Source organism: Alkalimonas amylolytica, assembly GCF_900107845.1.
In the GTDB taxonomy this organism is placed as follows: Bacteria; Pseudomonadota; Gammaproteobacteria; order Enterobacterales; family Alteromonadaceae; genus Alkalimonas; species Alkalimonas amylolytica.
Map to the genome: position 1 here is coordinate 33,067 of NZ_FNRM01000010.1, position 22,378 is coordinate 55,444.

The window sequence follows — 22,378 nt, forward strand, 5'->3', positions numbered from 1 at the left end:
TTTATTTTCGGTGAATGCTGCGACTAAAGGAAGTGTTACTCGTGAGTATACTGCTCGATCAGGGCTTGAATCACGCCCTGAGCGCGCAGCAGTTCCAGCTCTTGCTGCAGTCGGGCGGTCAGTTCAGCCGGAAAGCCGGGGTGCAGTGCCAGGTAATTGTCGCCTACATTGCGCAACTTAAATAAGGCCTCTGCGCTGTCCTCTGGTGCACCGTACTGTTGCAGCCAGCTTCGGACTGAGCGGGGCGAGCCAACCAATAAATCGACCCGTTTGGCCAGAAACAAGGGCACCGGCTCCGGCTTGGTGGTAAAGTCCAGCATATTGACACCATACTCAAAACCATGGCGTTTGAAATAACTTTCATAGACATCGCCACGCGCTACCGCCAGTCGATAGGCTTTGGCTTCTTCCAGGTTGGTCGGGTTGACGTCGTTACGGCCTTTGAGGCGAAATAAATACCCCCAATCCGAGGCAATAGGCCCTACCCATTGAAACAGCGACTCACGCTCTTCGGTGCGGGAAGTGGAAAACACACCGCTGTAGGGTTGTTGCTGCGCATTGTCAAAGGCGCGGCGCCAGGGTAGCAGTTCAATCCGGCAGTTGAGCTCAGTACGTTGACACAGCAAGCGCATCAATTCGACATTGATGCCATCTACAGTATCGCCATTCAGATAGCTGTAGGGAGGGAGATGCTCGGTATACAACCTGATCTCATCGGGTACAGGCTCTGCCCACAAGGCGGCACTAAAGCAGGTAAACCACCACCACCAACGCATAGTTTCTCTCCTTGCCCTATTTGTTAACAAGCATACAGCACAGTACTGTCCTTCAGCAAGGTACAACCAGTATTCGATCTGACAGGAAAATGGCGTTAAGATGAAGTCAAGAGACTAAGTAGAGCAGAATGAGTCATGAAACGCAGAGCCTTTTTAGGTCTGGTGGCTGCTACGCCGGTCGCACTCTGGGCGGGAGCCCATGTTGGTGCCATGCTACGCCGACCGCCTTTGCATGAGCTGACCAGCCAGCTGCAGCAATGGCCGGCCGGGCAATTGACCCAACTCGGCGACTGGAGTGTCAGTGAAATCTTTCAGCACTGTGCCCAGAGTGTGCGTTATTCGCGTATTGGTTATCCGGAGCAGCGCTCCCGCTTGTTTCAGCTGACGGTCGGCTCGACGGCACTGGCCGCCTTTAGTGCGGCCGGTAAGATGCAGCACCCACTGCATGAACCTCTGCCCGGAGCGCCAGAGTTACGCAAATCGGTACCGATTGACGTGGCTCAAGCAGAGCTGGTGATAGAGCTGGAGCAGTTTATCCGCTGGCAGGGCGCACTGGCACCGCATTTTGCCTATGGCCGTCTCAGCAAGGCACAGTATTACAATGCGCATTGGCTGCATTTAAAAGATCATTTGCAAGAAATCGCGCTGCTACGTTAAAGCCAGCGCCGGGTTTGCTGACAGTAGTGCCACCAGCTATCGCCGAAGCGCTCGGCCAGTGCCCGCTCTTCAGGCATTATTTGCCAGTAATGCAGCCAGAGCACAAAAGCCGGTAACCACAAAAAGCCGCTCAGGCTATGCAACCAGAAGCAAAGCGCAATCAGCAGCAATAAAAAGCCCAGATACATCGGGTTGCGGCTAAACTGGAATACCCCTCCAGTCACCAGCTTTGCAGTGCGCTCCGGGTAGCGCGGGTCAACGGTGGTTTTGGCGCGTCGAAACTGCCAAAACGCCCAGCCGCAGAAAATCACGCCATCCAACAGCAGCAAGACCGCCAGCAACTGACTGAACCACAATGGCCAGGGAGCCGGCCAGTTGGCTGTGAGCCAAATCAGCCCGGCAAAGATCACAAACAACAGCAGCGGAGGGACTTTCTTTTCCATAGCAGGGGCACCTGAGTGTTTTGCTAAGCATAGCAAGTCTGGTCTTGCTCCCGTCAAATAAAAGCTTGCAGAGCAGTCTTTGCTGGCACAGACCAAACTGATCCGCCTTGTTATCGGAGCCTGAAAACGGTAACTTAGCCACACTTTACCGTGGCTTTGCTGCAATTATCTGCAAAGTCTGTTGAAAATAACAACAACAAGACGATTTCATGGCAGCACCTAACTCCTATTCTGCCGCCACCTTGCGTGGTGATCTCTTTGGTGGCCTGACTGCCGGCATCGTAGCACTGCCATTGGCACTGGCTTTTGGGGTTGCTTCTGGCGCTGGGGCGGCGGCAGGTCTGTATGGTGCCATTGCCTTGGGCTTAGTGGCCGCGCTTTTTGGTGGCACCAGGGTGCAGATTTCCGGCCCAACCGGGCCGATGACGGTGGTGTTTGCAGCGGCTATAGCGGCTTTAGGTGGCAGCTTTCAAATGGCACTGGCGGTGGTGCTGCTGGGCGGTATGCTGCAAATTATCTTTGGGTTGCTAAAAATTGGCGGCCTGGTGCGCTACATTCCCTATCCGGTTATTTCCGGCTTTATGAGCGGCATTGGGGTGATTATTATTTTGTTGCAGCTCGCTCCCTTGCTTGGCGCCTCACCATCCCCTTCACCGCTGCAGGCACTGGCCAGGCTTCCAGATACGCTGGCAGAACTAAATTGGCATGCACTGGTGCTGGGTTTAATGACCTTTGCCATTGTCTGGTTTACCCCAATGCGCATTAGCCGCTATTTGCCATCGCCTTTGCTGGCGCTTTGTCTTTGCACCCTGGCTGCTGTACTGCTGGGCTGGCAGGTACCGGTGATTGGCGAGATCCCAACGGGTTTGCCGGAGTTTCATCTGCCGCAATTTAGCCTGGCGCAATGGAGCCTGATCTTTACCCTGGGCTTAACGCTGGCGCTGCTTGGAACCATCGACAGCTTACTGACCTCGTTAGTGGCAGACTCCATCACCCGCACCCGGCATCAACCTAATAAAGAACTGATTGGTCAGGGCCTTGGCAATATGCTGTGTGCTTTTATCGGTGGCTTGCCCGGTGCCGGTGCCACCATGCGTACTGTGGTCAATGTGAATGCCGGTGGCCGCACCCGGGTCAGTGGCATGGTGCATGCAGTGTTTTTACTGGCCTTGCTGCTGGGGCTGGCGCCACTGGCGGCTCAGATCCCGCTGGCGGTTCTGGCTGGCATTTTGGTGAAGGTAGGCATCGATATTCTGGATTACCGGCTACTCAAGCGGATACAGGGCACGCCCAGGCCAGAAGTAGTCATTATGCTCAGTGTCTTTGCGCTGACGGTGCTGGTGGATCTGGTGATAGCCGTTGGGGTTGGGGTGGTGCTGGCCATGGGGTTGGTGACCTGGCGCATGGCCAAAACCGCCCATATTCATCTGGAAGACGACGAGCTGCTGGATGTACCGAATGACCCCGAACACCCCGGTGTGCGGCTGGTGCGCCTAAGCGGCCCGCTGTTTTTTGGCTCGATGGCGCAGATGCTGGATCGGATGGATAAGGTTGACCAGGTAATGCAAACCAGAGACATAGTGCTGGATTGTCGCGGGGTGGATTACATGGATCTCACTGCTGTCTTTGCCATTGAAGACATGCTGCAAAAACTGCAGCAAAAAAAGCTGCGGCCGCGCTTGCTGCTGGATGATGAAGCGCTGCGTCAGCGTTTGTTGGGGCTGCAAAGTAATGTCTTTACCGAGCAGACGCTCTGTACTTCTGTTGAACAGGTGCTGCAGGATTGCTGCAACGCCAGCGATGGCCGGTAACAGCCTGTACCTCTAAAGAGGAATGATCGCACTTTACTTTGTATATTTCCTGAGCATTTGCTAGGCTGAGATTACCTGCCGATTACTGCCAAAGCATATGATTAAGTTGTTGATTATCTTGGCGCTGTGTACATCCCCTGCTGCTGGCCTTGCCGCCAGTTACCAGCTTGATGCTGAGCAACTGCATTTTCGCCGCTTATCGGTCCGGGATGGGTTGCCTTCTGCCTACATCAATACCATCAGTCAACACCAGGATGGTTTTATCTGGTTAGGAACCAAAGGCGGCGTGGCGCGCTTTGACGGCTTACGCTTTGTGCATTATCAATTGTCTGCCCACAGTGGCCTTGGCAGCAACGATATTCTGGTATTGCTGCAGGACCAACAGCAGCGCTTCTGGGTAGGGTCTGAAAAAGGCTTGTATCTGTTTGATGAAGTGACAGGCCATTTCAGCCTGCAACCCTTACCCAAGCCCGACGCTACGGTATTAACCCTGTACCAGGATAGTGAGCAGCAGCTCTGGGTGGGAACGGATGCGGGCTTGTATCGGTTGGTTGATCCCATCGGTGATTTTGAACTGATCCTGCCTGATGTGGAAGTGAAGTTTCTTACGGAGCAAGGAAATACGCTCTGGATTGGCACCAAGCAGGGGCTCTACGCCAGGCAGGCAGAAAGCCAGCCAGAACCAATTGATTTAACGGCCATGCCGGGCTTCGATGTGCAGCATCAGCGGTTGTTTGATGGCCTGTTGCTGGGGGAGCGGCTTTTTCTGGCCACACAGCGGGATGGCTTGCTGATCTTTAATACGGCCAGCCGACAGCTGGAGCGGCAACTGCTTACCGATGACGGCCTGCTTTCCAACAGCATTTGGTCGTTGGCGCTTCGCAACAATGAGCTCTGGCTTGGCTACTTTTACGATGGTATAGCGGTTTTATCGTTGCAGGATCTTAGCATTCGCCATTACAGCCATCATCCCCAGATCCAATACAGCATGCCTCATAACAACATCAGCCAGTTGCTGTTTGATCAAGCCGAGCACTTATGGGTCGCTACCACCAATGGCCTGGCGGTGGCGAATCCGGTTGATGCCGCCATCATCCATCTGGGGGAATATCAGAATATTACCAATAAGCATGTGTGGTCGGTGGCAGCGACTGAGCAGAGCGTCTGGTTTGGCACGGAAAGTGGTTTGAATCATTTTGATGTGCGCAGCCAACAGCTGCGCACTTTCCCGGCTTCCAGTGAGCCGGATGCTTTGCCACGCACGGTGATCTGGAGTTTGCTGCCATGGCAAGATCAGGTGCTGCTGGGCACCAATGCCGGATTGCTTGGTTTTGACCCCGACAGCGCTCAGGTTGAAGTGCTGATAGCAGGGCGGGAAGTGTATAGCCTGCGACAGGATCAACAGCAATTGCTCATTGGCTTTTATGACGGTGGTTTTGCCGTCATGGATCTGGCAAGCCGTGAGCTCCAGTTGGAGCATCCTCCGATCGCCCGCGGCTACATCACGGATATCCAGCCTGTGGAGCAGGGGTACCTGCTGGCCAGTTCGCGTGGCTTATGGCATCTGCACCAACAGGAAGCGGTTGAGCTGGCTGAACAACTTGGGATCACAGAGCTGCAGCAGCGCCATATCACCAGCCTGCTGCTGGAGGAAGACAGGCTGTGGCTGGCGACGCAGGATCACGGTCTGTTTGTGCTAGGCTGGCAACAAGTGCAACAGCAATGGCAATTGCAACACCATCTGACGGTAGAGCAGGGACTGGCAGAGAATCAGTTGCGCGGCCTGGCCAAAGCCGAAAACGGCGATATCTGGCTAACCGGCATGAGAACTTTGAGCCGTATTGAGCCGGAAACCTTGACGATTACGGCACTATCCCGTCATCTGCACTGGCTGGATATGGAGTTTCATGCCAATGCGGTGAGCCGTTCGGGCGCAAGTCAGCTGGCGTTTGGTGGTAATCAGGGGCTGCTGTTGTTTGCGCCAGAGCAGTTGGCTGCCGATGTCGAATTCCCTAGGCTGCATCTGACATCGGTGCAGGTGATGGCGCAGAGCCTGCCGGCTTTTATTGAGCAGTTGACCATTCAGCCGGAACAGAGTTATTACGCTTTTGAGTTTGCCGCTTTGGAGTTTCTCAGCCCCGAGCGCATTCAATACCAATACCGGCTGCCGCCGTTAATGAACAGCTGGCGTGCCATGGCCGGCAACCAGCTGAGTTTAAGCCAGTTACCGTACGGCCAGTATGAACTGGAGGTGCGCACAACCAATGCAGATGGTATCTGGAACCCTGCTAGCAAGCGGATCCAACTGGATGTGATCCCGCCCTGGTGGCAAACCTGGCAAGCCAAGCTCAGTTACCTGCTGGTGGTGTTTTTCCTAATCAGCTACAGTGCTTTTGTGCAGCTACAGCGAAACCGTAAACTGTCATACATCGCCAATCACGATAATTTAACCAAACTGGCCAATCGGCGTTTCTTCAATAAAGAGCTGGAACGGCGGCTGCAACTGGCTCGAAAATACCAGCACCAACTGGCGCTGATGTACTTTGATCTGAACAAGTTTAAAGAACTGAATGATACCCATGGCCATGATGCTGGCGATCAACTGCTGGTTGAAACTGCAATCAAGTTGCAGCAAGCCAGCCGCTCTTCGGACTTTGCTGCCAGGTTGGGCGGGGATGAGTTTGTGCTGATATTGGATCGAATCAACAGCGATGAAGAACTGTGCAAAGCCATTGAGCGGCTCAGCAGTGCTTTAAACACACCCGGTGTGCACTACTCAGCGCAGCAGATCGATGTATCTTGCAGCATTGGTGTTGCCCTGTTTTCACCCGGCCAGCCAGTTTCGGCAAAAACCTTACTAAAGCAAGCCGATAGTGCCATGTATCAAAGTAAAACCGGGCATCACGCTTGGTGCATGTATCAGGAAGACAAAACAACCTGATGCGCCAGCAAACCATACCACGTCGTTAGTCGTTAAACAGATGGGTAGCCGCTCAGCCAAATGTTGTGTGGCAGTCAAAGGCATGCTTTTTTAACGGCGCGACTTGCTGCTATGATGATGCACCCTCAATCCACATCTGTTTTTATGAACATCATTCTTGATCCCCTCGAGTCCTCGGCCGTCATTGCACTGCTGCAGGGCCATCTGGCCGATATGTACGCCACCTCACCGGCAGAGAGCGTGCATGCGCTGGACTTGAGCAAACTCAAAGCACCGGATATCCGCTTTTGGACTGGCTGGGAAAACGATGCGTTGCTGGGCTGCGTGGCTTTAAAGCAGCACAGTGCCGGCATCGGCGAGATTAAATCGATGCGCACCGATCCGAAGGTGCGTGGCAAGGGCATTGGCCGGGCTTTGCTGCAGCATGTGCTGGCCGAGGCAGCCGCTTTGGGGATCGATACCCTTTACCTTGAAACCGGCTCGATGGATTTTTTCAAGCCAGCCCGTAGCTTGTACCAAAGCGCTGGCTTTGTGTTTTGCGGCCCTTTTGCCGATTACCAGGACGATGAAAACAGTTGCTTTATGGTCAAAAGCCTGCTGGCGGCGCCCGATGTGCGTGAGCCGGTGCAGCGTCAGCTGGATGCTTACAATGCCAAAGACTTAGCCGCTTTTTGCCGTTGTTACCACCCGGATATCGCCATTTACCGCATGCCGGCAAGTTCCCCGGCGCTGCAGGGTCTGGCTGCGCTGCGGCAGTTCTATGCCAGTGAGCGCTTTACCCTGCCAGCGCTTCGCGCCGAGGTGCTTAGCCGTATGGTGGTAGGCAACAAGGTGATTGATCACGAGCGGGTGCATGGCCTAAGCGACACGCCATCCGAAGTGGCCGTGGTGTACGAAGTCGAAGCTGGCCTGATTAAAAGCGCCTGGTTTTATCCGGCCAGCTAAATCCTTTTGGCCCCCTGTGACGTATTGCCTCGGTGGGATGATGTTGGGGGCCTTACGTGAAACCCTGGATACTATTATTTTTGTTGCCATTTAGCCTGACGGCGGATGAACTGGCATGGCAAGCCTGGCGTTATGGCAACGCCGTTTTAATCATGCGCCATGCGTTAGCGCCAGGTACCGGCGACCCGGCCGGCTTTGTGCTGCAAGACTGCAGCACCCAGCGCAATCTGAATGCGCGCGGTCGTCAGCAGGCCCAGGCCTGGGGGCATTTGCTGCAGCAAAAAACAGCTGCCGATGTGCAGATTTTTAGCAGTGAGTGGTGCCGCAGCCTTGAAACCGGTCAGCTGATGGCGCTTTCAGCGGTTGAGCCCTTGCCACTGCTGAATTCATTTTTTGCTGGCCGAGGTGATCGGCAGGCACAAACCAGCGCATTGAAAGTCTTTCTGGCGCAGGCTCCCTTTAGCACCCCCACAGTGCTGATCAGTCATCAGGTCAATATCACCGCTCTGACTGGTATTTTTCCCGCCTCCGGCGAAGGCTTACTGCTGGCCTTACCGCTGACCGAACCTATTACTGTGCTGGCACGGGTGCAGCCTGATTAGTTAGCTACCTGCGCCCGATACTGCGCCGGGGTAAGGCCAGTGCTGGCTTTAAAGGCTTTGTAAAAAGACGAGCGGGCGTTAAAACCAACCGTCATGGCAATGGTAAGCACGCTGTCATTGCTGTGCTGCAATTGCTGCTTTGCTGCGGCTATGCGGGCGTCATTGATGTAGTCATAGAACGATTGCTGCAGAGCCTGGTTGAGTGTCTGCGACAAATACTGCGGCGACACACCAATATGCTCTGCCAGTTTGTACAAGGTCAGCGCAGGGTCCAGGTACAGCTGTTGCTGGTACACCGCCTGCTGCAGCTTGTTCGCTATCCGCTCTGTTTGCGCCTCACCTAACGCCGAACGCTGGTATTTAACGGCATCGACGGGCTTGGTTCCTGCCGCTTCTGCGTCACCAGGTTCGCTGGTCTCCACCATACTGAACACTTCGGCAAAACCCGGCTGTTGCTGCAGACCACAATAACAGAGTAACCACACCAGTATCAGTGCCAACAGCAGCACACCGCTATCGCTGACCCAGGGCGATGCCAGCCGCTCACCAGCCATCAATACCAGCACAGCGTAACCCCAGCTTAGGAGTAGCGAGATGATCAGACCATCGAGCCAATGCAGGTGTTTTCCCCTATCAGTGGCAAACACCTGTCTGAGCTGCTTTCGATAGCGCCGTAATTGCATGGTGATGCGGAGCAGATACAACAGACTAAGCCCCAGCCAAAGCAAAGTGGCTGCTAAGAATGCGATAGCGGTGAGCAGTGACTGGCCTTGCAGTGAGGCGGAATCGGCGAAAAACAGCGCCTGTTGCTCCGCTTCGGGCAGGGTGTAAATCAGCAGTGCCAGCGGTATCGCAACCAGTTGGCTCCAGTAGCTGGTGCTATGGTGCCACTGCCAGCGCCATGCAGTGCGGGTGCTTAGCGCTCTGGCATACAGGTACAGGCTGGGGGGCACGGCAAAAAAAGCCACTGGCAAAGCCGCGATGTACAGGAAGATGAAGTCAGGCGCGAGCTGAAAAATCAGCGGGCCAGTTAAGATCACCGCCAGTGCTCCTAAGGCAAGCACTAATGGCGATAAATAATGCTGCTGTGGTAGCCGCAGTATCAGCAAATGCAGGGTAAATCCCAGCACACCCAGTGCTGCAGCGGCCAGACTTAATTCCGTCATCGATGCTTGCTTTTTGTTCGTTGTTTGTAGCCGTTAGTGTACGGCCTTTTCTGGGGCGCCAATAGTAAAAAACTGTCCGCGCTTATCGTCCCGGACGACATCACAGCGAAATGGCTTTATGGTAGGACGGTAAAACAGCGTTCAATACCAGGAGCAAAGCATGCAAGCGACCCCTTCAGCCCCTTCAAACAGCACAGTACGGATCGGTGGTGTTGCCGCCCTTGGGATGGCGTTGTGCTATCTCAGTATGTTTATCATTTTCTTTGGGCTGATCTCCGTTCCGCCAGGGCTGGATACCCTGGGGCGGATAGAATTTTTGCAGCAAGGTCGGCTGCTGTTTGCCATCAGTTACAGCCTTGGTTATCTGGTGTTTGGGATCTTGTTAGCCATCAGTTTGCAGGCATTGCAGCAGGCAATGCCGGATAAACAATCTGCCCTGGCCGGCTTGGCAGACCGCTTTGGCTGGATCTGGGTCACGCTGATGATGGCCAGCGGCATGACCTACCTGATAGGGCTGGACCGACTTATACACCTGGTCAGCATCGACCCGGTGCAGGCACAAGCGCTGTACCATAGCTTCTGGCTTATCACCCATGCCCTTGGAGGCGGTATTGAGCTGGTCGGTGGGCTATGGGTGTTGCTGCTTAGCTTGGCTGGCCTTAAACAACAATGGCTACCGAAAGCCTTGCACTTACTGGGGTTGCTGATAGGCTGCCTGGGGATCCTCACCGTGCTGCATACCGTGCCCTATTTAAAAGACATGTTTGGCCTGTTGCAACTTATCTGGTTTAGCTGGTTGGGAGTGCTGTTACTAAGAAGCAAGCATCAGGTGGTTGGTGATGTGCAGTAGTAACCATGCGTAGCAGAGAGTTTTGAAGCACTAAAGTAAATCGGGTGATTAACCTTTGTCTTGTTTTGAATTGCGAAACAGCAACTTATGTTCTAGATTGGGTATAAGTATTTTTCTGGTTGAATTACAACCAGTCTAATAGTTGCCGTTGTTAGCAATGCCAAAACAATAAGAAAGGGACGTCCAATGAAATTGAATCAAGTTCTGTCTGCACTAAATCAAATTGAAAAATCAAAATTTATTACCTGCCTAGACAAATTATGTAGCAATGCAGCTGCCTACGACGCCACAATCGACAAAACTTTGAATAAGGTCAATCGCCAAATCAAAGATGCATCCGGAAGCGAAATTTCATTACTTTTTGCTGCTGTTGCTGAGCACTACAAAGTAGCGATAGAAGAAAGATTGACACTATGCGATGCATCTATGGCTCTGTTAGTGAATATATTGAGCCGTGACGGTAACGGCGTTGCTCGAATCAGCTGGCTAGAGCAATTATATAGTCGGGAGTGGGAGGTGCTGGACTCGCTTTCGAGGCAAATACAGCAAGAGATAAACAGCTGTATAGCGGATAACTACTGTCGTGAACATCGACTTAAAATTTTTAATGACTGCCTCAAAATTGCATATTCCAACGATCTCAAAACAAACAGACAAGCCAATATCTCTGATGATGAACGAAGTATTCTCAATGTCCTCGCACAGCACCTGAAAATTTCTCACGATGAAGTCGTAGCTATTGAGCATTTGTCTGATCCGATAAAAGCAGGGAAGGAAACAGTCGAAAATTGTTTGCAGGACCTACGCGAGATGGGGGTGATTTTTATCAACCGGAAACGCTCAGAAGTACTGATTCCTGACGAAGTCGTTGCCATACTTAATCAAATTCAGCATAAAGAGTTGGCGGATAAGCATTTGCTAAGGATATTACGGGTGCTGTCCGACGCTGAACTTGCCAACATTCTTAAAAGTTATGGTAAGCGAATTCGTGGGGTTTCCCGCAGCGAGAGAATTTCAACCATCATGCATTCCGGTATTTCTGTACGAGATATGCTGGGACGGGATTTGTACGATGAAAATGAAAGTCAAAATAAACGCAAAGAGCGTTTGAAGCAACTGATCACCGATCTGGATATTGACGCTGAGCGAATAGGACAAACAGTTGATGAGCGGATTAACGTAATTTTGGAGAGCTTAAATTCAGCTACTGAGCGCGAATTTAATGCCATGAGTGCAACAGGCTATAAAGAAATGTTCGATGCGCTGGAGGAAAACTTCCACGGCAAGGACCCTGATGGCCGCCAAGAGTCACTTTCACAACGTCTCAAAAGAGAGTTTGAGCTGGAAGATACCGAGGAAATTAATGTCGAGCGGTTACGCGCTCTGAGCATCACCCCACATGACCTGCTTTATTTAATTAATAATGATGAAATGAGAGATTTGCGGGATACGATGAATCTTCCTAAAAAGGGTAACCCAAGATTTCATCTGCTTGATGTATTCGCCAGTGCAAATGATAAATTGATTGAAAATTTTGCTGCTTTAGCTCGACGTGATCTGATGGGGCTTAAAGAATCCGGTATTGATGTCTCTGAGGCAGATCTTGGTCTGAAATTTGAGGAGGCTACCAAAACTATTCTCGAGCAGATGGATTTGAATGTGGATGAAGAGCTTCGCAAGTCGATAAATACGGCTAAAGATAAAGCCGATATTATCCTGTCCATCAGCGATGACGATATTATTATTGGTGAGGCCAAAACCTGCAAGAATGGTGATTTTGCAAAATACTCCAGCACTTCACGGCAGATAAAGGCCTATGTTAAACGATGCGAAAATCAGGGAAAAAGTGTTGCACAGGTGCTGATTATTGCCCCAAGTTTTTCGCAGGATTTTATTGAGTCAGCGGAGATGGATACCGAAGTGAATATCTCTTTACTCACAGCGGACGGACTAAAGCAAATTTATGATGCTTATCGGAGTAAACGCAAACCAAATTTCTCCGCTCGTTTGCTGACAAAGGGCGGGTTACTAAAAGCTGATTTAATCGCAAAGAGTATTTGATGCGGGAACTCGAAGAGTCGCGCAATCTGTTTTAGCACAGTACTTTTAAGCATCATTGACGCATGCATTGTTTCTGGCACAACAAGGCGGACCTTTGGTTATTGACCAGCCAGGAGATGAGCTGGATTTAAACTTTGTGTTCAACGAAGTGATTCCGATGCATCGTAAAGTAAAATCCAGCCGACAAATTATCTTAGCGGCTCATAACGCTAATTTTCCAGTAAACAGTGACGCTGAATTTGTGTACGCCAGTGAAGCAAAAGATGGGAAAGGCGTCCCAAGAGCGGTATGGGGTAGATAAGTCTGAAGTTACAGCTGTAGTGCTCGATACCATGGAAAGCACGGAAGAGGTTTTTTGCCTTCGTCGTAAAAATACTACTTTTGAGCAAGGAGGGGGTAAATAAACCTGTGCCAGACTTAAAACCATGGCGGTCAATGACCGACCAATTAGCTATTCTAAAATCCCGTGGTTTGCTGGTTGATAATGAACCAGCAGCGCTTAATTACCTTGCACGTATTGGTTATTACCGGCTAAGCGGCTATTGGTACCCCCTTCGCGTTATCGACACTGAAACATCACTACAAGAACACCGACCCGTGCGCTTTGATCACTTTATGCCAGAAAGCCATTTTGAAGATGTGGTTAAGTTGTATGTGTTTGATAAAAAGCTACGTCTACTGGCGCTGGATGCATTGGAACGAATTGAAATGGCACTTCGGGTGGACATTGCCCATCGGTTAGGGGAGAAAGATCCCTGTGCACACCTGAACCCGGATTGCTTGCATGGTAATTTTGCCAAAAAAGCGATAATAAAAGGGCCAAACAAAGGCAAGACTGAGCATCAGGTATGGCTGGAAAAATACGATACTATGTTGAAACGAGCGCGACGGGAGCCTTTTATTGCTCATCACCGCGAGAAGTATGACGGCTGTTTACCAATATGGGTAGCGATTGAAGTATGGGACTTCGGACTACTGTCCCGGTTATTTGAAGGCATGCAGTTTACAGATAAAAATCAGGTGGCCCAAAAGTATGGGCTTGCGGACGGCGCTCAGCTGGCAAAATGGCTTAAGAGTTTGAACTTTGTGCGTAACGTGTCAGCGCACCATAGCCGCCCTTTTATGTACTTTGCCATCATGGCGAAACTACTCGCTGTTATTTGCCCTAACTCAAGCTGGACACAACGACTGATTGCACTGATAAACGACTTCCCAAGCTCTAGAAATGGCATGTTAACATTGCAAGACCTTGGTGTCGTTGAGGGGGCTGTTGAATGGCTGAGTCAATTTCAGAAATGAGAACCGACGCGTACATAAATGCAGAGGCGTCGGTCATATTGGTTCTAATAGTAGAACCTAGGTGATTCTATGTCAATCCAGTACTTAGAAATTATAATAATCTAATAGTCTGATGCTAGCGCTTTCAAAATGAACAGAGACTTACTGCAAGCATAACTTTGGTTTGGTCAGTGATTGCTGATATTGCTTTAGGTCAGGCTGATTGGTTTTAGTTGCTGCTGTTGCATATTTTGCTGGCGCAGGCCTTTTAGTTGCTGACAAAGTAACGCTTGGTAAGGCTGAAAATCCTGGCTGCAGGCAGTGCTTTTGATCGCTGGCAGGTATTTCAGCTGAGTATCCGGCAGCATGCTGCTGCTGGCTTGTTGTTGCAAAGTGGCAAGATCTGGTAACAGCATGGCCTGATAGCCTTCGTGCAAAGCGATGCTGACACCTTTGCCATCAAAATCACCGAAGTAGATGGTTGGTTTCTGCAAACTTAGCCAGGCGGTTTTGAGTGCTTTGCAGCCCCGGCTGTAGAGGCGATCGCCGCGATAAACCACCAACGGCTGCTGGAAGGGTAGCTCCAGAGTGAACAGCTCCAGTTGGTAAAAACAATCGAGGTTTTCCACTACCAGCAAGGTGTCGAATTGGTCCAGTGGTAGTTGCTGCCAGTCGGTGTCGATAAACTCTGTATGAAGACCTGCTTGCTGCGTTGGTTGATTTAAACGCAGCAGCACCCGCTGTTGGCGAGGCTTTAAGCCAGCGCTTTTTAATTCCTGCTGGCTGGATTGTGCAGCCTCCATCCGGCTTTGTGCCGCCAGATTATCGCGAAAACAGGCCTGGCCGAGCTGGCGCTGGGCTGTGGCAATGGCCCCCAGCAGCGCCATATCAAAGCGGACTTTGGGCAAGCTGGCGCTGTGGGCTGGCAACAGTTGCTGCTCAATGCACCAGTCAATCACCTGAGCTGCCGCTTTTTTGCCGGGGCTTACGGCTTCGCTGCCGCTGGCTTTCAGCCGTAGCTCCAGCTGGCGCAGCCAGTTCAGTGCCTGCAGCCCCAGCGCCTGTTGCATCAGGCGGCCTTCAGGGCGATCTGAATATCGCGGATCAGCAGCAGCTGGTTGACGCTGCTGGCCGGAGCTTCGTCGCGCAAAATACCGAACATGCGCTTTTCTTCCAGCGGTAGTGCCTGGTATTCGGCCAGGATCTGATACAACCAGATCTCGCTGTCCCAGTCGAGCTTCTGCTGGGCCAGGTACTCGAGTGCGCTGAGTTTGCCGCCCTGATCGATCACCCGCAGGTAGAAGTTTTCCACATCGGTTTTCAGCGCCTGCTGGCGGGCGGCGATTTCTTCATCGACCATCAGCTCGGCAAAGCTGGCGCTGTGTTGCTCCGGCAGTTCGATACTGCTGGGCCTTGGCAGGGCGCGGACCAGTTCGGCCAGCACGGCCCGTTCGCTGGCTTTATCCAGTGCGATGGCGGCCTGTGGCCGGATCGCTGCTGCCTGGTTGAACAAGGTTGGCAGTTCGGAGCGATTGGGGTAATCGGCTGGCTGGTATTTGGGGTGCTGGCGTAAAAAAGCCGCCATATTGGCGATCAGCATGGAGCGGGCCTGTTGCTGACGGAATTTCGCCAGCAGTTGCACCAGCCGCTTTTGTACTTCCAGCAAGCTGCTGTGATGGGAGCTGAGCTGATTTTGCAACTGACTAACCAGCAGTTTACGCAGGTGGTTGTTGCCTTCCGACAGCTCGATCAGCTCGTTGAAATCGAGCAAATCCAGGCCATCCAGCAAACGGCGCAGTTGCTTTTGCGCCCGTTCGTTTTCGCGGATCTTATCGTCCAGGCTGCTGACAAAACCAAAGTCGCTGTTTAAGCGGTGCCACAGGCTGTCGATGGCCTCTTCAAACTGGCCGCTTAAATCGTGCACATGCTCGGTCAGGCGCTGCAGTTGCAGCTCGGCCACGCTGTAATCGCCTTTGAACTGGGCATCGCGGTAGGCCTGTACCCGGTTGCGGATTTGTTCTAACTTCTCGGCCACGTCGGCATTGATCTGGCGGCGGTTTTCATCGGCCACCATACTGGCAATCAGCTCGCTAACCAAAGGCCGCAGTGCCAGTGGCTGCTGCTCGTCCGGCCGCCATAAAATACGGGCGGCGATCAGCTTTTTCAGCGCGCCTTCGCTAAAGGCGGTTTCATCAATATGGCCATCCAGATAACCCTGCATCAGCGCTTTGTGGTGCTTGCCAAGCAAGGCCAGGCGCTCGGCACCGATGCTGAATAAATTGGACGCCAGGCTGGGTTCCAACGGGGCCATCAGAGCAGTGCCTCCTGACTGGGGGTATCGTCTACCGGCAGTTGCTCTTCATCGCGGATAAAGCGGATCACATCCAGCAGATGATCAATTTTACCGGTGACGATGTAGTACTGGCGTTCACTGTGCGGTTGCAGCAGATAGCCGTGCTCTTTTAAGCGGCGGAAAATCAGTTTGACCTGGCTGTCCAGTTGCTCGCTCTGGCTGTTAAAAAAGCGGTCGCTGGCCAGGGCGTTCAGGCGCTGGCGCAGGCTCTGGTTGTCTTCGGTGCGCAGCACAAACTCCTGCAGCTTGATGGTATCGCCGGCGGTCAGGGCGCTGTCGCGGCCCAGGGTTTCCTGCACCAGTTGCAACCATTCCAGCAAAGGCAGCAAGGATTGCACCGTCAGGGCAAACTGGCTGCTTAGATGCTCGCGGGCTTCTTTGCTCAGCTCGTGGTAACCGAGATAAAACACCGAGCCATCGTCATTGCTAACCAGCCGGCGGTTTAACGGCCGCAGGTAGTGGTTGATCTCCTGCTGGGTTTGTTCATCGCTCAGGTGGCGATAGCCATCTTCGTCGCTGATTTGACAGATAAAGTCACCGGCCAGCAGCCGTTCCAGTAAAGGGCCGTGTTGCAGCATCAGCTGGCCTCCTGCTGTTTCTGTGCCAGCCGCTCAGCAAGGCGGCTGACTTTGGGTTGAATGCGTTTGAGCTGGCGCTTGCTCGGGTCCTGCTGGCTGGGCTCAATCAGATAGCGGTGCTGGAACAGCATCAGCACATCGGACTCCGGGTTCGGGAAGGCACCGACAATGACAATGTTGTTGCTGCTGCAAGCCTGGAACAGTTTTTCCACGTTGTGGTAGGCCAGGGTACCGATTTCATCAATCGGCCAGTGAATGCTGACCTTGGCCTCGCCGCGCAGCAAGCGGGTAAAGGCCAGCAGGTATTTGCACAGGATCAGGTAGGCCATGCCATGGCTGGAGGACTCCAGCAGCTGGCGATCGTTCTTAATCACCAGCTCGGAGCCGCCTTCGCTTAAATGCAATTCCAGCCGCAGCAGGGATTCGATGCTGTACTGCTCGTCGGCGCGCAGCAGCTCGACCACATCGGCCAGGGCGTTTAAGTATTGTTCGGAGGGCAGGGCTTTGCCAGAGGCACCCCAGTCGTCGTACAGCTTGGCGAAGTGCTTCAGCGGTTGCCAGAAACCCAGCTCGTCGATGGTGGATAGAATGCGAACTTCTGAGCGGCTGATGCCTTCCAGCACCAGATCGTCGGCCACGGCTTCGCTTAAACGGCGGCTTTGCAGCGCAATACGGCGGTTGATGTCGCTAAAGACGGTGAAGAACTTTTTCAGATCGCCGCCGATGTTTTCGCCCATCTCCAGCAGTTGCTGCTGGGCGTCTTTTAAAATACGCAGCAAATCGGACAGGATCGGCAACTGCTCGCGCTTGCCGGCGTAGTCGGGCAATTTGCGTTTTTCATGCTCCAGCCGATCCAGGAACTCAGGGCCGGCATCTTTACTCAGCATGCTTTCAAACTGCTCCATCGCCAGCTTCAGCGCGCCATCGAGCTTGCTGCGCTGTTCCAGTGCTTCGTTGGTACGGGACAACCGTTCAATCACATCGGCGCAGGCTGCCAGGCTGGCTGGTTTCACGCTGCTCAGGTGCAGCTCGGCCAGCTTGCTCAGGCAAGGTTTTAATTGCACCAGCCGCTGCTCGGCGTGTTGCATCTGTTCCTGATGCTGTTGCTTGCGCACATCCAGCTGTTTTTGCTGCTGGCTGTAATCGGCTTTTAGTTGTTCCAGCGCCTGACGGCCCGTGCGTTGTTGCTGTTTCAGCGTGGTTTCCTGCTCCAGCAGCTTGGGCCGTAGCTGCTGCCAGTCCAGCTGCATAAAGCTTTGCCAGGCGCTCAGTTCATTCTGACGCTCGGTCACGCTCTGGATCTCGGTTTTCAGCTGGTCCTGCTTTTGCTTTAACTCGGTCAGACGGCGCGGATCGATGCCTTTGGCGGAGAGCTCTTCGGCAAAGGCTTGCTGCAGTTCGCGCAGCTGGCTTTTGTTGTCTTCGCGCTTGCGCTCCAGTTGACGCTCCAGCTCGTCCATCTGCTCATCGAACACCTGCAGTTCGGCCTGCCAGTCGGCTTTTAGCTCCATTTTCTGGCTGTTGTGGTCGTCTTTGAGGCCGTGCAGATCCTGTTGTTGCTGGTGCTGCAGTTTTTCCAGTTGCTGCTGACGGCTGCTCAGTTCCGAGCGTACGCAGGCCTGGCGCTGTTTCACCAGCTCGCGCTGCTGGGCTTCTAAACGGTTGCGGGCATCGCGGGCGTAGTCGATGTTTTGCTCGTACTGGGTCAGTTGCCATTCGGCCTGCTCCAGTTGTGCCCGGGCCAGTTCGGCTTGCTCGTACTTGTCTTTTAATGCTTTCTCGGCCGCCGCTTTGTTGCTGTTGGCCTGCTCCAGCTGCTGTTCGGCACTGTGAATGCGGTGACGAATGGCGGCTTCATCCTGGGCGTAGTCCGGGGTGTCGATGGCGGCTATATCCAGCTGCAGGCCATAGAGGCTGTCGGTCAGCTCCAGCAGATGCGGCTGCAAGTCGTGCCGCTCCAGCAGGCGTTCGTCCAGCACTTTGCCGAGCTTCTGCTCCCAGCCGTTGTAATGCAGCCGCAGGAAATGGCGCAAACTGCCTTGTTCGGGGCTTAGTTGGCGATGCAGGTTTTGCAGCTGCTGCTCGGCGCTGTGCAGGGCTTTGCGGCTGGTTTCCAACTGCTGGTCGGCCTGCTCACGCTGTTGCTGCGCTTGCTGGTGCTGCTTTTGCAGTTGCTGCATCTGCCGCGCCTGCTGCTGGGCTTGCTGCTGGGCTTGCTCCAGCCGCAGCTCGGCGGCGCGCAGCTCGTCGTGCTCGGCTTCGGTCAGCGGTGAGGCGCTTAGCTGGCTGTGCAACACGGCGATAGCACTGTGGCATTCACTGAGTTGATTGGCAAAGGCTTGCTGCTGCTCTTGCAACCGGCTTTGAAAGGCCTGCTCCAGCGCAGCCAGTTTGTTGTCTTGTTGCTCGCGGGTCTGGTCCTTTTGTAGCTGCAGCTGCTTGGCCTTGGCTCTGTGCTGCTCGCTTAAGCGATTAAAGGACTCTGCCAGCTTGGCTTTGCGCTGCTCCAGCTGACGCTCCATATCGCCGTGCTGCTCCACCATCAATTGGTACTGTTCCGCCAGTTCTTGCAGGGTTTCGCGCCACAGCGGCAGCGCATCGGTATCGCGCTGCAGTTTCGGCATGTCTTTGCTGTCAAAGTCATCGTACTGTTGCTGCAAGCGATCCAACCGGGCTGAGGTTTCATGCAGATCGGCTTCCACTTTGGCCAGTTGGCTGTTGTGCTCCAGTTGCTGTTGCTGATACTGATCTTTGGCGCTTTGCAATTGCTGACGCAGGCTTTGCACCTGCTGCTCGGCATCGGCGCGTTGTTGCTTTAACTGCTGCTCATCCTGCTCCAGCAGGGGCAGCAAAGCCGCCAACTGGGCTTCGGCACCATCCAGTTGCAATGCCAGTTGTTGCAGCCGCTCGAAATCCTGTTGCAACCGGTCCAGCCGCATCGATTGGCGCATCTGCTGGATCCAGTCCCGTGCCTTGGTGTTTTTTACCTTGGTGGTCGGTAGCGTCACGCCATCTTCTTCAAAAATAGCCGCCAGCATCGCTTTTAGCGTATCCATCTTGCCTTCTTTGGCATGGACGGCGCTGACCAGCTTTTCGATATGACGCAGCTTGTGGCCACTGGCGACCAGGCTGAAACTAGCCGCCAGCCGGCGCAGTTTGACGCTGTCGGCATTGTTGCCACGCAGCGCGGCGGCGTCGTTTTGAATAATGCTGCGGTACTCGCTGGTGGCACTGATTTTGGCGGACACCTGCACATCAGGCCGGGCGCGCATGGCGCTGGCCCAATCGCTGTAGCTCAGCGCCTTCACGCCTTCTTCGCTTTGCTGCAGGTAGAAATCGCTCTGGTAAGGTGCAGCAACAAAACGGTACTCAACACCGCCATCGCTCTTTTTGGTCAGCACCACCTGGCAGACATCGCCATTTTCGCGCTGGTATTCGTAGATCAGGTAGCTGTTGGCATAGGGCAGGTAAAATTCATCGAATTTTTTGCGGGTCTTTGGCACCACCCGGTTTGGCTGCTCGCCATAAAATACCGGCACCAACCGCTGTAGCGTGGTTTTACCCGAAGCATTGGTGCCACAAATATTGGTGTGTTGATCAAGCTGCAACTCCACCACACCCGGCAAATGGGTATGAAGCAGCACAATACGAAGTAATTGAGACATAGCGCATCCTGTCGGCAGCCCGATTCGGCTGCCATGGGGTCATTTTTGTCGTGTTATAACGGCTATTATCCATGGAATAGAGGGAAATGCCAAAGAGGAAATCAGCTGTTGTTGTCAATGACGGCACTGCCTGCAGTCAGGTTGCTCAGTTGCTGGCAAAAGGCGGCTTCAGCGCTTTGTGGCAGCCGGATGGTCAGGGTGACCAGGTGGCTGTAATCGCTGCTTATTAGCTCGCCCTGATACTCGCTCAGCAGTTGCCGTACTTTGCTTTCATCGGCAAAGCCAAGCTGAATGGCAAGTTCTGTCTGTGGGCTGACGGTAGCAAGCTCAGCCAGTTGTGCGGCTTGGGAGACCGCAGCAGAATAAGCCCGTACCAGACCACCGGCACCCAGTTTGACGCCACCAAAATAGCGCACCACCACCGCCAGGCTGTTGCCAAGCTCCCGTTCAGTCAGCACATGCAGCATCGGCCGGCCGGCGGTGCCGCTCGGCTCGCCATCATCGCTGCAGGCTTGCGCCTCTGGCTGACGGGTATTGCCGATACTATACGCCCAGCAGACATGGCTGGCATCGCGGTAGCGTGCACGGTACTGCTCGACCCACTGCATGGCCTCATCGCGGTTTTGTACCGGCTGCAAAAAGGCTAGAAAATCGCTGTTTTTCTCGGTCATGCTGTGTTTGACTGGGGCGGACAGCTCTGTAAAAGACATCATATACAATAATTTTCAGCCATAGACATCAGGGCTGTTTTGCACTGATTTGCTGATGCAGCTGGTTCACTTGTTTCAAAGCAGCCGAACCATACCAGGGGTGTAGCTCAGCCTGCAGGCGACCTGCTTGAATGGCCGGATCGGCTTGCAACCATTGCTGAGCCTCGTCCGGCTCGGCAGTATTTAAAATAAAGATACCGCGAAGTTCACCACCAGCCAGCATCGGGCCAGCCAGCACCAGCTTTCCTTCATTGGCCAGGTGGTTGATGGCCGCCATATGGCCGCGCTGCAGCTCGCTCGCTGTCTGTGGATCCTGCTGACGGTTGGGGCCGGCTTTCAGCAGTACCAGCACGTAACGGCTCATGCCGTAGCTATCAGCGCCAAGTTGTTTGGCCAGATCAGCATCAAACCCGGCTGCTGTTTCAGCATGGCTTACCGGCATCAGAACCATTGCAACCAGGCAAAGCAGTATACGAAGAGCGGTCATGGTGAAATTTCCAGTGGTAAAATACTCATTTCAGTGTGAGTTAGCCCGCTGGAAATTGCAATGGGGGCCGCTAGTCGAAGTCCGGCAGGCAGGGGCTATATCGGCGGCCAAGCAGTACCAGCCGGTCTAATAACTACTGCATTAGAATTGCACACCGAACATCAGATTGAGTTGAGTGGCATTTTTCCGGGCATCTTCCCAACGCAATTGCGAGTACACCAGCTCGGATTGCAGCAGGAAATACTGGCCGAAATTGAACTGCAAGGCGATATTGGCGCCAGTTTGACGGCCGGCACTGTTAAGATCAAAGTTGAGCTGGCTATTTTCGCTATTTTGCTGAACCGTTAACATTTGCTCGCCTTTCAAATCCCCTTTGTAGATGTAAGGGCCGCCATAGATTAGCAGGGAGGGATTTATGCGATAGCCCACTACATAGCCAATATCGTAGCCAGTGGTTTTTTGTTGCCACTCTGAGCGGGTTGCGCGCTGGTTTCTATCCGGAAAGTCTGTCCAAAAGTTTACCGCTCCATCAAAGTCTTCCTGCTGCCATTGATAGCCAACCACCAGGGCCTGAGACCAATTGCCGGTGCTGGCAGTCTCACGGTGCTGGCCTGCAAATTGATACTTGGCAGAAACGCGGTGGTTGGCGTGGCGGGTGTAGCCTAGTTCCAGGCCAGGGGCCACTGCGAGGCCAGCGCGGTAGATGGCATCGCGTTTTTTGCAGCGGTTACTGGTAATAGAGTCCGGGTTGCTACTGCTGTAAATAGAGCAGCCATAATTTACCTGCTGCTCTGCATCCGCGGTTAGGGTAAATTGGCGCTCTTCAGCATAACCGGTATGCAGTTGCACACTGAGTGGCTTGGCACTGAGCTCTGGACTTTCCATCCGTACCAGGCTCATTGAGGTATAAGGTGGATTATTAATGCTGCAGCCTGTGACAGCCAGTACTGGGATTAGATAAAAAAATCGTAACCGATTTGCTTTTTTCATAGGTTAACATTCAGTATTTTAGTAAATAAATGCGTTTATATCATTGTATGAATGGTTATCGAAAG

18 protein-coding genes and 2 pseudogenes are annotated in these 22,378 nt (G+C 53.2%); 10 read left to right on the forward strand and 10 right to left on the reverse strand.

Annotated features, from left to right (window positions below):
- Nucleotides 1–35: 35 nt before the first annotated feature.
- Complete coding sequence (locus BLW37_RS16055) at nucleotides 36–776, reverse strand: substrate-binding periplasmic protein (protein ID WP_091344759.1); 741 nt, start codon at nucleotides 774–776, stop codon at nucleotides 36–38.
- A 135-nt stretch (nucleotides 777–911) separates the two neighbouring features.
- On the opposite strand from BLW37_RS16055, the gene BLW37_RS16060 reads away from it, so the two are divergent.
- Nucleotides 912–1,433: a DUF1569 domain-containing protein gene (locus BLW37_RS16060; protein WP_091344761.1), complete on the forward strand. Its 522-nt coding sequence runs from the start codon at nucleotides 912–914 to the stop codon at nucleotides 1,431–1,433.
- Here BLW37_RS16060 and BLW37_RS16065 read toward each other — a convergent pair.
- Nucleotides 1,430–1,876 carry a methyltransferase family protein gene (locus tag BLW37_RS16065; RefSeq protein WP_091344763.1) on the reverse strand — a complete coding sequence of 149 codons (447 nt, stop codon included), beginning with the start codon at nucleotides 1,874–1,876 and terminating at the stop codon, nucleotides 1,430–1,432. The genes BLW37_RS16060 and BLW37_RS16065 overlap by 4 nt on opposite strands.
- Before the next feature lie 209 nt (nucleotides 1,877–2,085).
- On the opposite strand from BLW37_RS16065, the gene BLW37_RS16070 reads away from it, so the two are divergent.
- From BLW37_RS16070 to BLW37_RS16085, 5 genes and pseudogenes are all read left to right on the forward strand, one after another.
- Entirely contained in the window at nucleotides 2,086–3,687 is a 1,602-nt protein-coding gene (locus tag BLW37_RS16070; protein WP_091344765.1) for a SulP family inorganic anion transporter, read from the forward strand.
- 106 nt (nucleotides 3,688–3,793) lie between these two features.
- Complete coding sequence (locus tag BLW37_RS16075) at nucleotides 3,794–6,628, forward strand: ligand-binding sensor domain-containing diguanylate cyclase (RefSeq protein WP_171907652.1); 2,835 nt, start codon at nucleotides 3,794–3,796, stop codon at nucleotides 6,626–6,628.
- 144 nt (nucleotides 6,629–6,772) lie between these two features.
- Nucleotides 6,773–7,225 (forward strand): annotated as a pseudogene (locus tag BLW37_RS18825) (GNAT family N-acetyltransferase); the annotation flags it as partial.
- Nucleotides 7,211–7,573, forward strand: coding sequence for a nuclear transport factor 2 family protein (locus tag BLW37_RS18830; RefSeq protein ID WP_216351834.1), 363 nt, complete (start codon nucleotides 7,211–7,213; stop codon nucleotides 7,571–7,573). The pseudogene BLW37_RS18825 and the gene BLW37_RS18830, both read left to right, overlap by 15 nt.
- Before the next feature lie 56 nt (nucleotides 7,574–7,629).
- Complete coding sequence (locus BLW37_RS16085; protein ID WP_091344769.1) at nucleotides 7,630–8,175, forward strand: histidine phosphatase family protein; 546 nt, start codon at nucleotides 7,630–7,632, stop codon at nucleotides 8,173–8,175.
- Here BLW37_RS16085 and BLW37_RS16090 read toward each other — a convergent pair.
- Nucleotides 8,172–9,341: a helix-turn-helix transcriptional regulator gene (locus tag BLW37_RS16090; protein ID WP_091344772.1), complete on the reverse strand. Its 1,170-nt coding sequence runs from the start codon at nucleotides 9,339–9,341 to the stop codon at nucleotides 8,172–8,174. The two genes, BLW37_RS16085 and BLW37_RS16090, sit on opposite strands and share 4 nt — an antisense overlap.
- Before the next feature lie 160 nt (nucleotides 9,342–9,501).
- Between BLW37_RS16090 and BLW37_RS16095 the strand changes: the two genes are divergently transcribed.
- The 4 genes and pseudogenes from BLW37_RS16095 (at nucleotide 9,502) to BLW37_RS16110 (ending at nucleotide 13,551) form a co-directional block, all read left to right on the forward strand.
- Nucleotides 9,502–10,191, forward strand: coding sequence for a hypothetical protein (locus BLW37_RS16095; protein WP_091344774.1), 690 nt, complete (start codon nucleotides 9,502–9,504; stop codon nucleotides 10,189–10,191).
- 186 nt (nucleotides 10,192–10,377) lie between these two features.
- On the forward strand, nucleotides 10,378–12,252 hold the full coding sequence (locus BLW37_RS16100) for a hypothetical protein (RefSeq protein ID WP_091344776.1): 1,875 nt from the start codon (nucleotides 10,378–10,380) through the stop codon (nucleotides 12,250–12,252).
- A gap of 64 nt (nucleotides 12,253–12,316) precedes the next feature.
- A pseudogene (locus tag BLW37_RS16105) lies at nucleotides 12,317–12,656 on the forward strand (TrlF family ATPase); the annotation flags it as partial.
- A gap of 31 nt (nucleotides 12,657–12,687) precedes the next feature.
- Nucleotides 12,688–13,551, forward strand: a complete 864-nt coding sequence (locus tag BLW37_RS16110; RefSeq protein ID WP_091344779.1) for an Abi family protein — start codon at nucleotides 12,688–12,690, stop codon at nucleotides 13,549–13,551.
- Between the two features lie 188 nt (nucleotides 13,552–13,739).
- Here the strand turns inward: BLW37_RS16110 and BLW37_RS16115 are convergent, their stop codons facing one another.
- The 7 genes from BLW37_RS16115 to BLW37_RS16145 all read right to left on the reverse strand — a co-directional run bounded on the left by BLW37_RS16115 (nucleotide 13,740) and on the right by BLW37_RS16145 (nucleotide 22,313).
- The gene (locus BLW37_RS16115) at nucleotides 13,740–14,600 is read right to left on the reverse strand and encodes a DUF7281 domain-containing protein (RefSeq protein ID WP_091344781.1); all 861 of its coding nucleotides are present in this window, start codon (nucleotides 14,598–14,600) and stop codon (nucleotides 13,740–13,742) included.
- Nucleotides 14,600–15,841, reverse strand: coding sequence for a hypothetical protein (locus BLW37_RS16120; protein ID WP_091344783.1), 1,242 nt, complete (start codon nucleotides 15,839–15,841; stop codon nucleotides 14,600–14,602). Before BLW37_RS16120 ends, BLW37_RS16115 begins: the two co-directional genes overlap by 1 nt.
- Nucleotides 15,841–16,461: a hypothetical protein gene (locus BLW37_RS16125; protein WP_091344784.1), complete on the reverse strand. Its 621-nt coding sequence runs from the start codon at nucleotides 16,459–16,461 to the stop codon at nucleotides 15,841–15,843. The genes BLW37_RS16120 and BLW37_RS16125 overlap by 1 nt, the downstream gene beginning before the upstream one ends.
- Nucleotides 16,461–20,126: an ATP-binding protein gene (locus tag BLW37_RS16130; RefSeq protein WP_091344786.1), complete on the reverse strand. Its 3,666-nt coding sequence runs from the start codon at nucleotides 20,124–20,126 to the stop codon at nucleotides 16,461–16,463. Before BLW37_RS16130 ends, BLW37_RS16125 begins: the two co-directional genes overlap by 1 nt.
- A gap of 101 nt (nucleotides 20,127–20,227) precedes the next feature.
- Nucleotides 20,228–20,839, reverse strand: a complete 612-nt coding sequence (locus BLW37_RS16135; RefSeq protein ID WP_091344788.1) for a YigZ family protein — start codon at nucleotides 20,837–20,839, stop codon at nucleotides 20,228–20,230.
- A 25-nt stretch (nucleotides 20,840–20,864) separates the two neighbouring features.
- Complete coding sequence (locus tag BLW37_RS16140) at nucleotides 20,865–21,323, reverse strand: YciI family protein (protein WP_091344790.1); 459 nt, start codon at nucleotides 21,321–21,323, stop codon at nucleotides 20,865–20,867.
- Nucleotides 21,324–21,464: 141 nt separating this feature from the next.
- On the reverse strand, nucleotides 21,465–22,313 hold the full coding sequence (locus BLW37_RS16145; protein WP_139243738.1) for a hypothetical protein: 849 nt from the start codon (nucleotides 22,311–22,313) through the stop codon (nucleotides 21,465–21,467).
- Nucleotides 22,314–22,378: the final 65 nt, after the last annotated feature.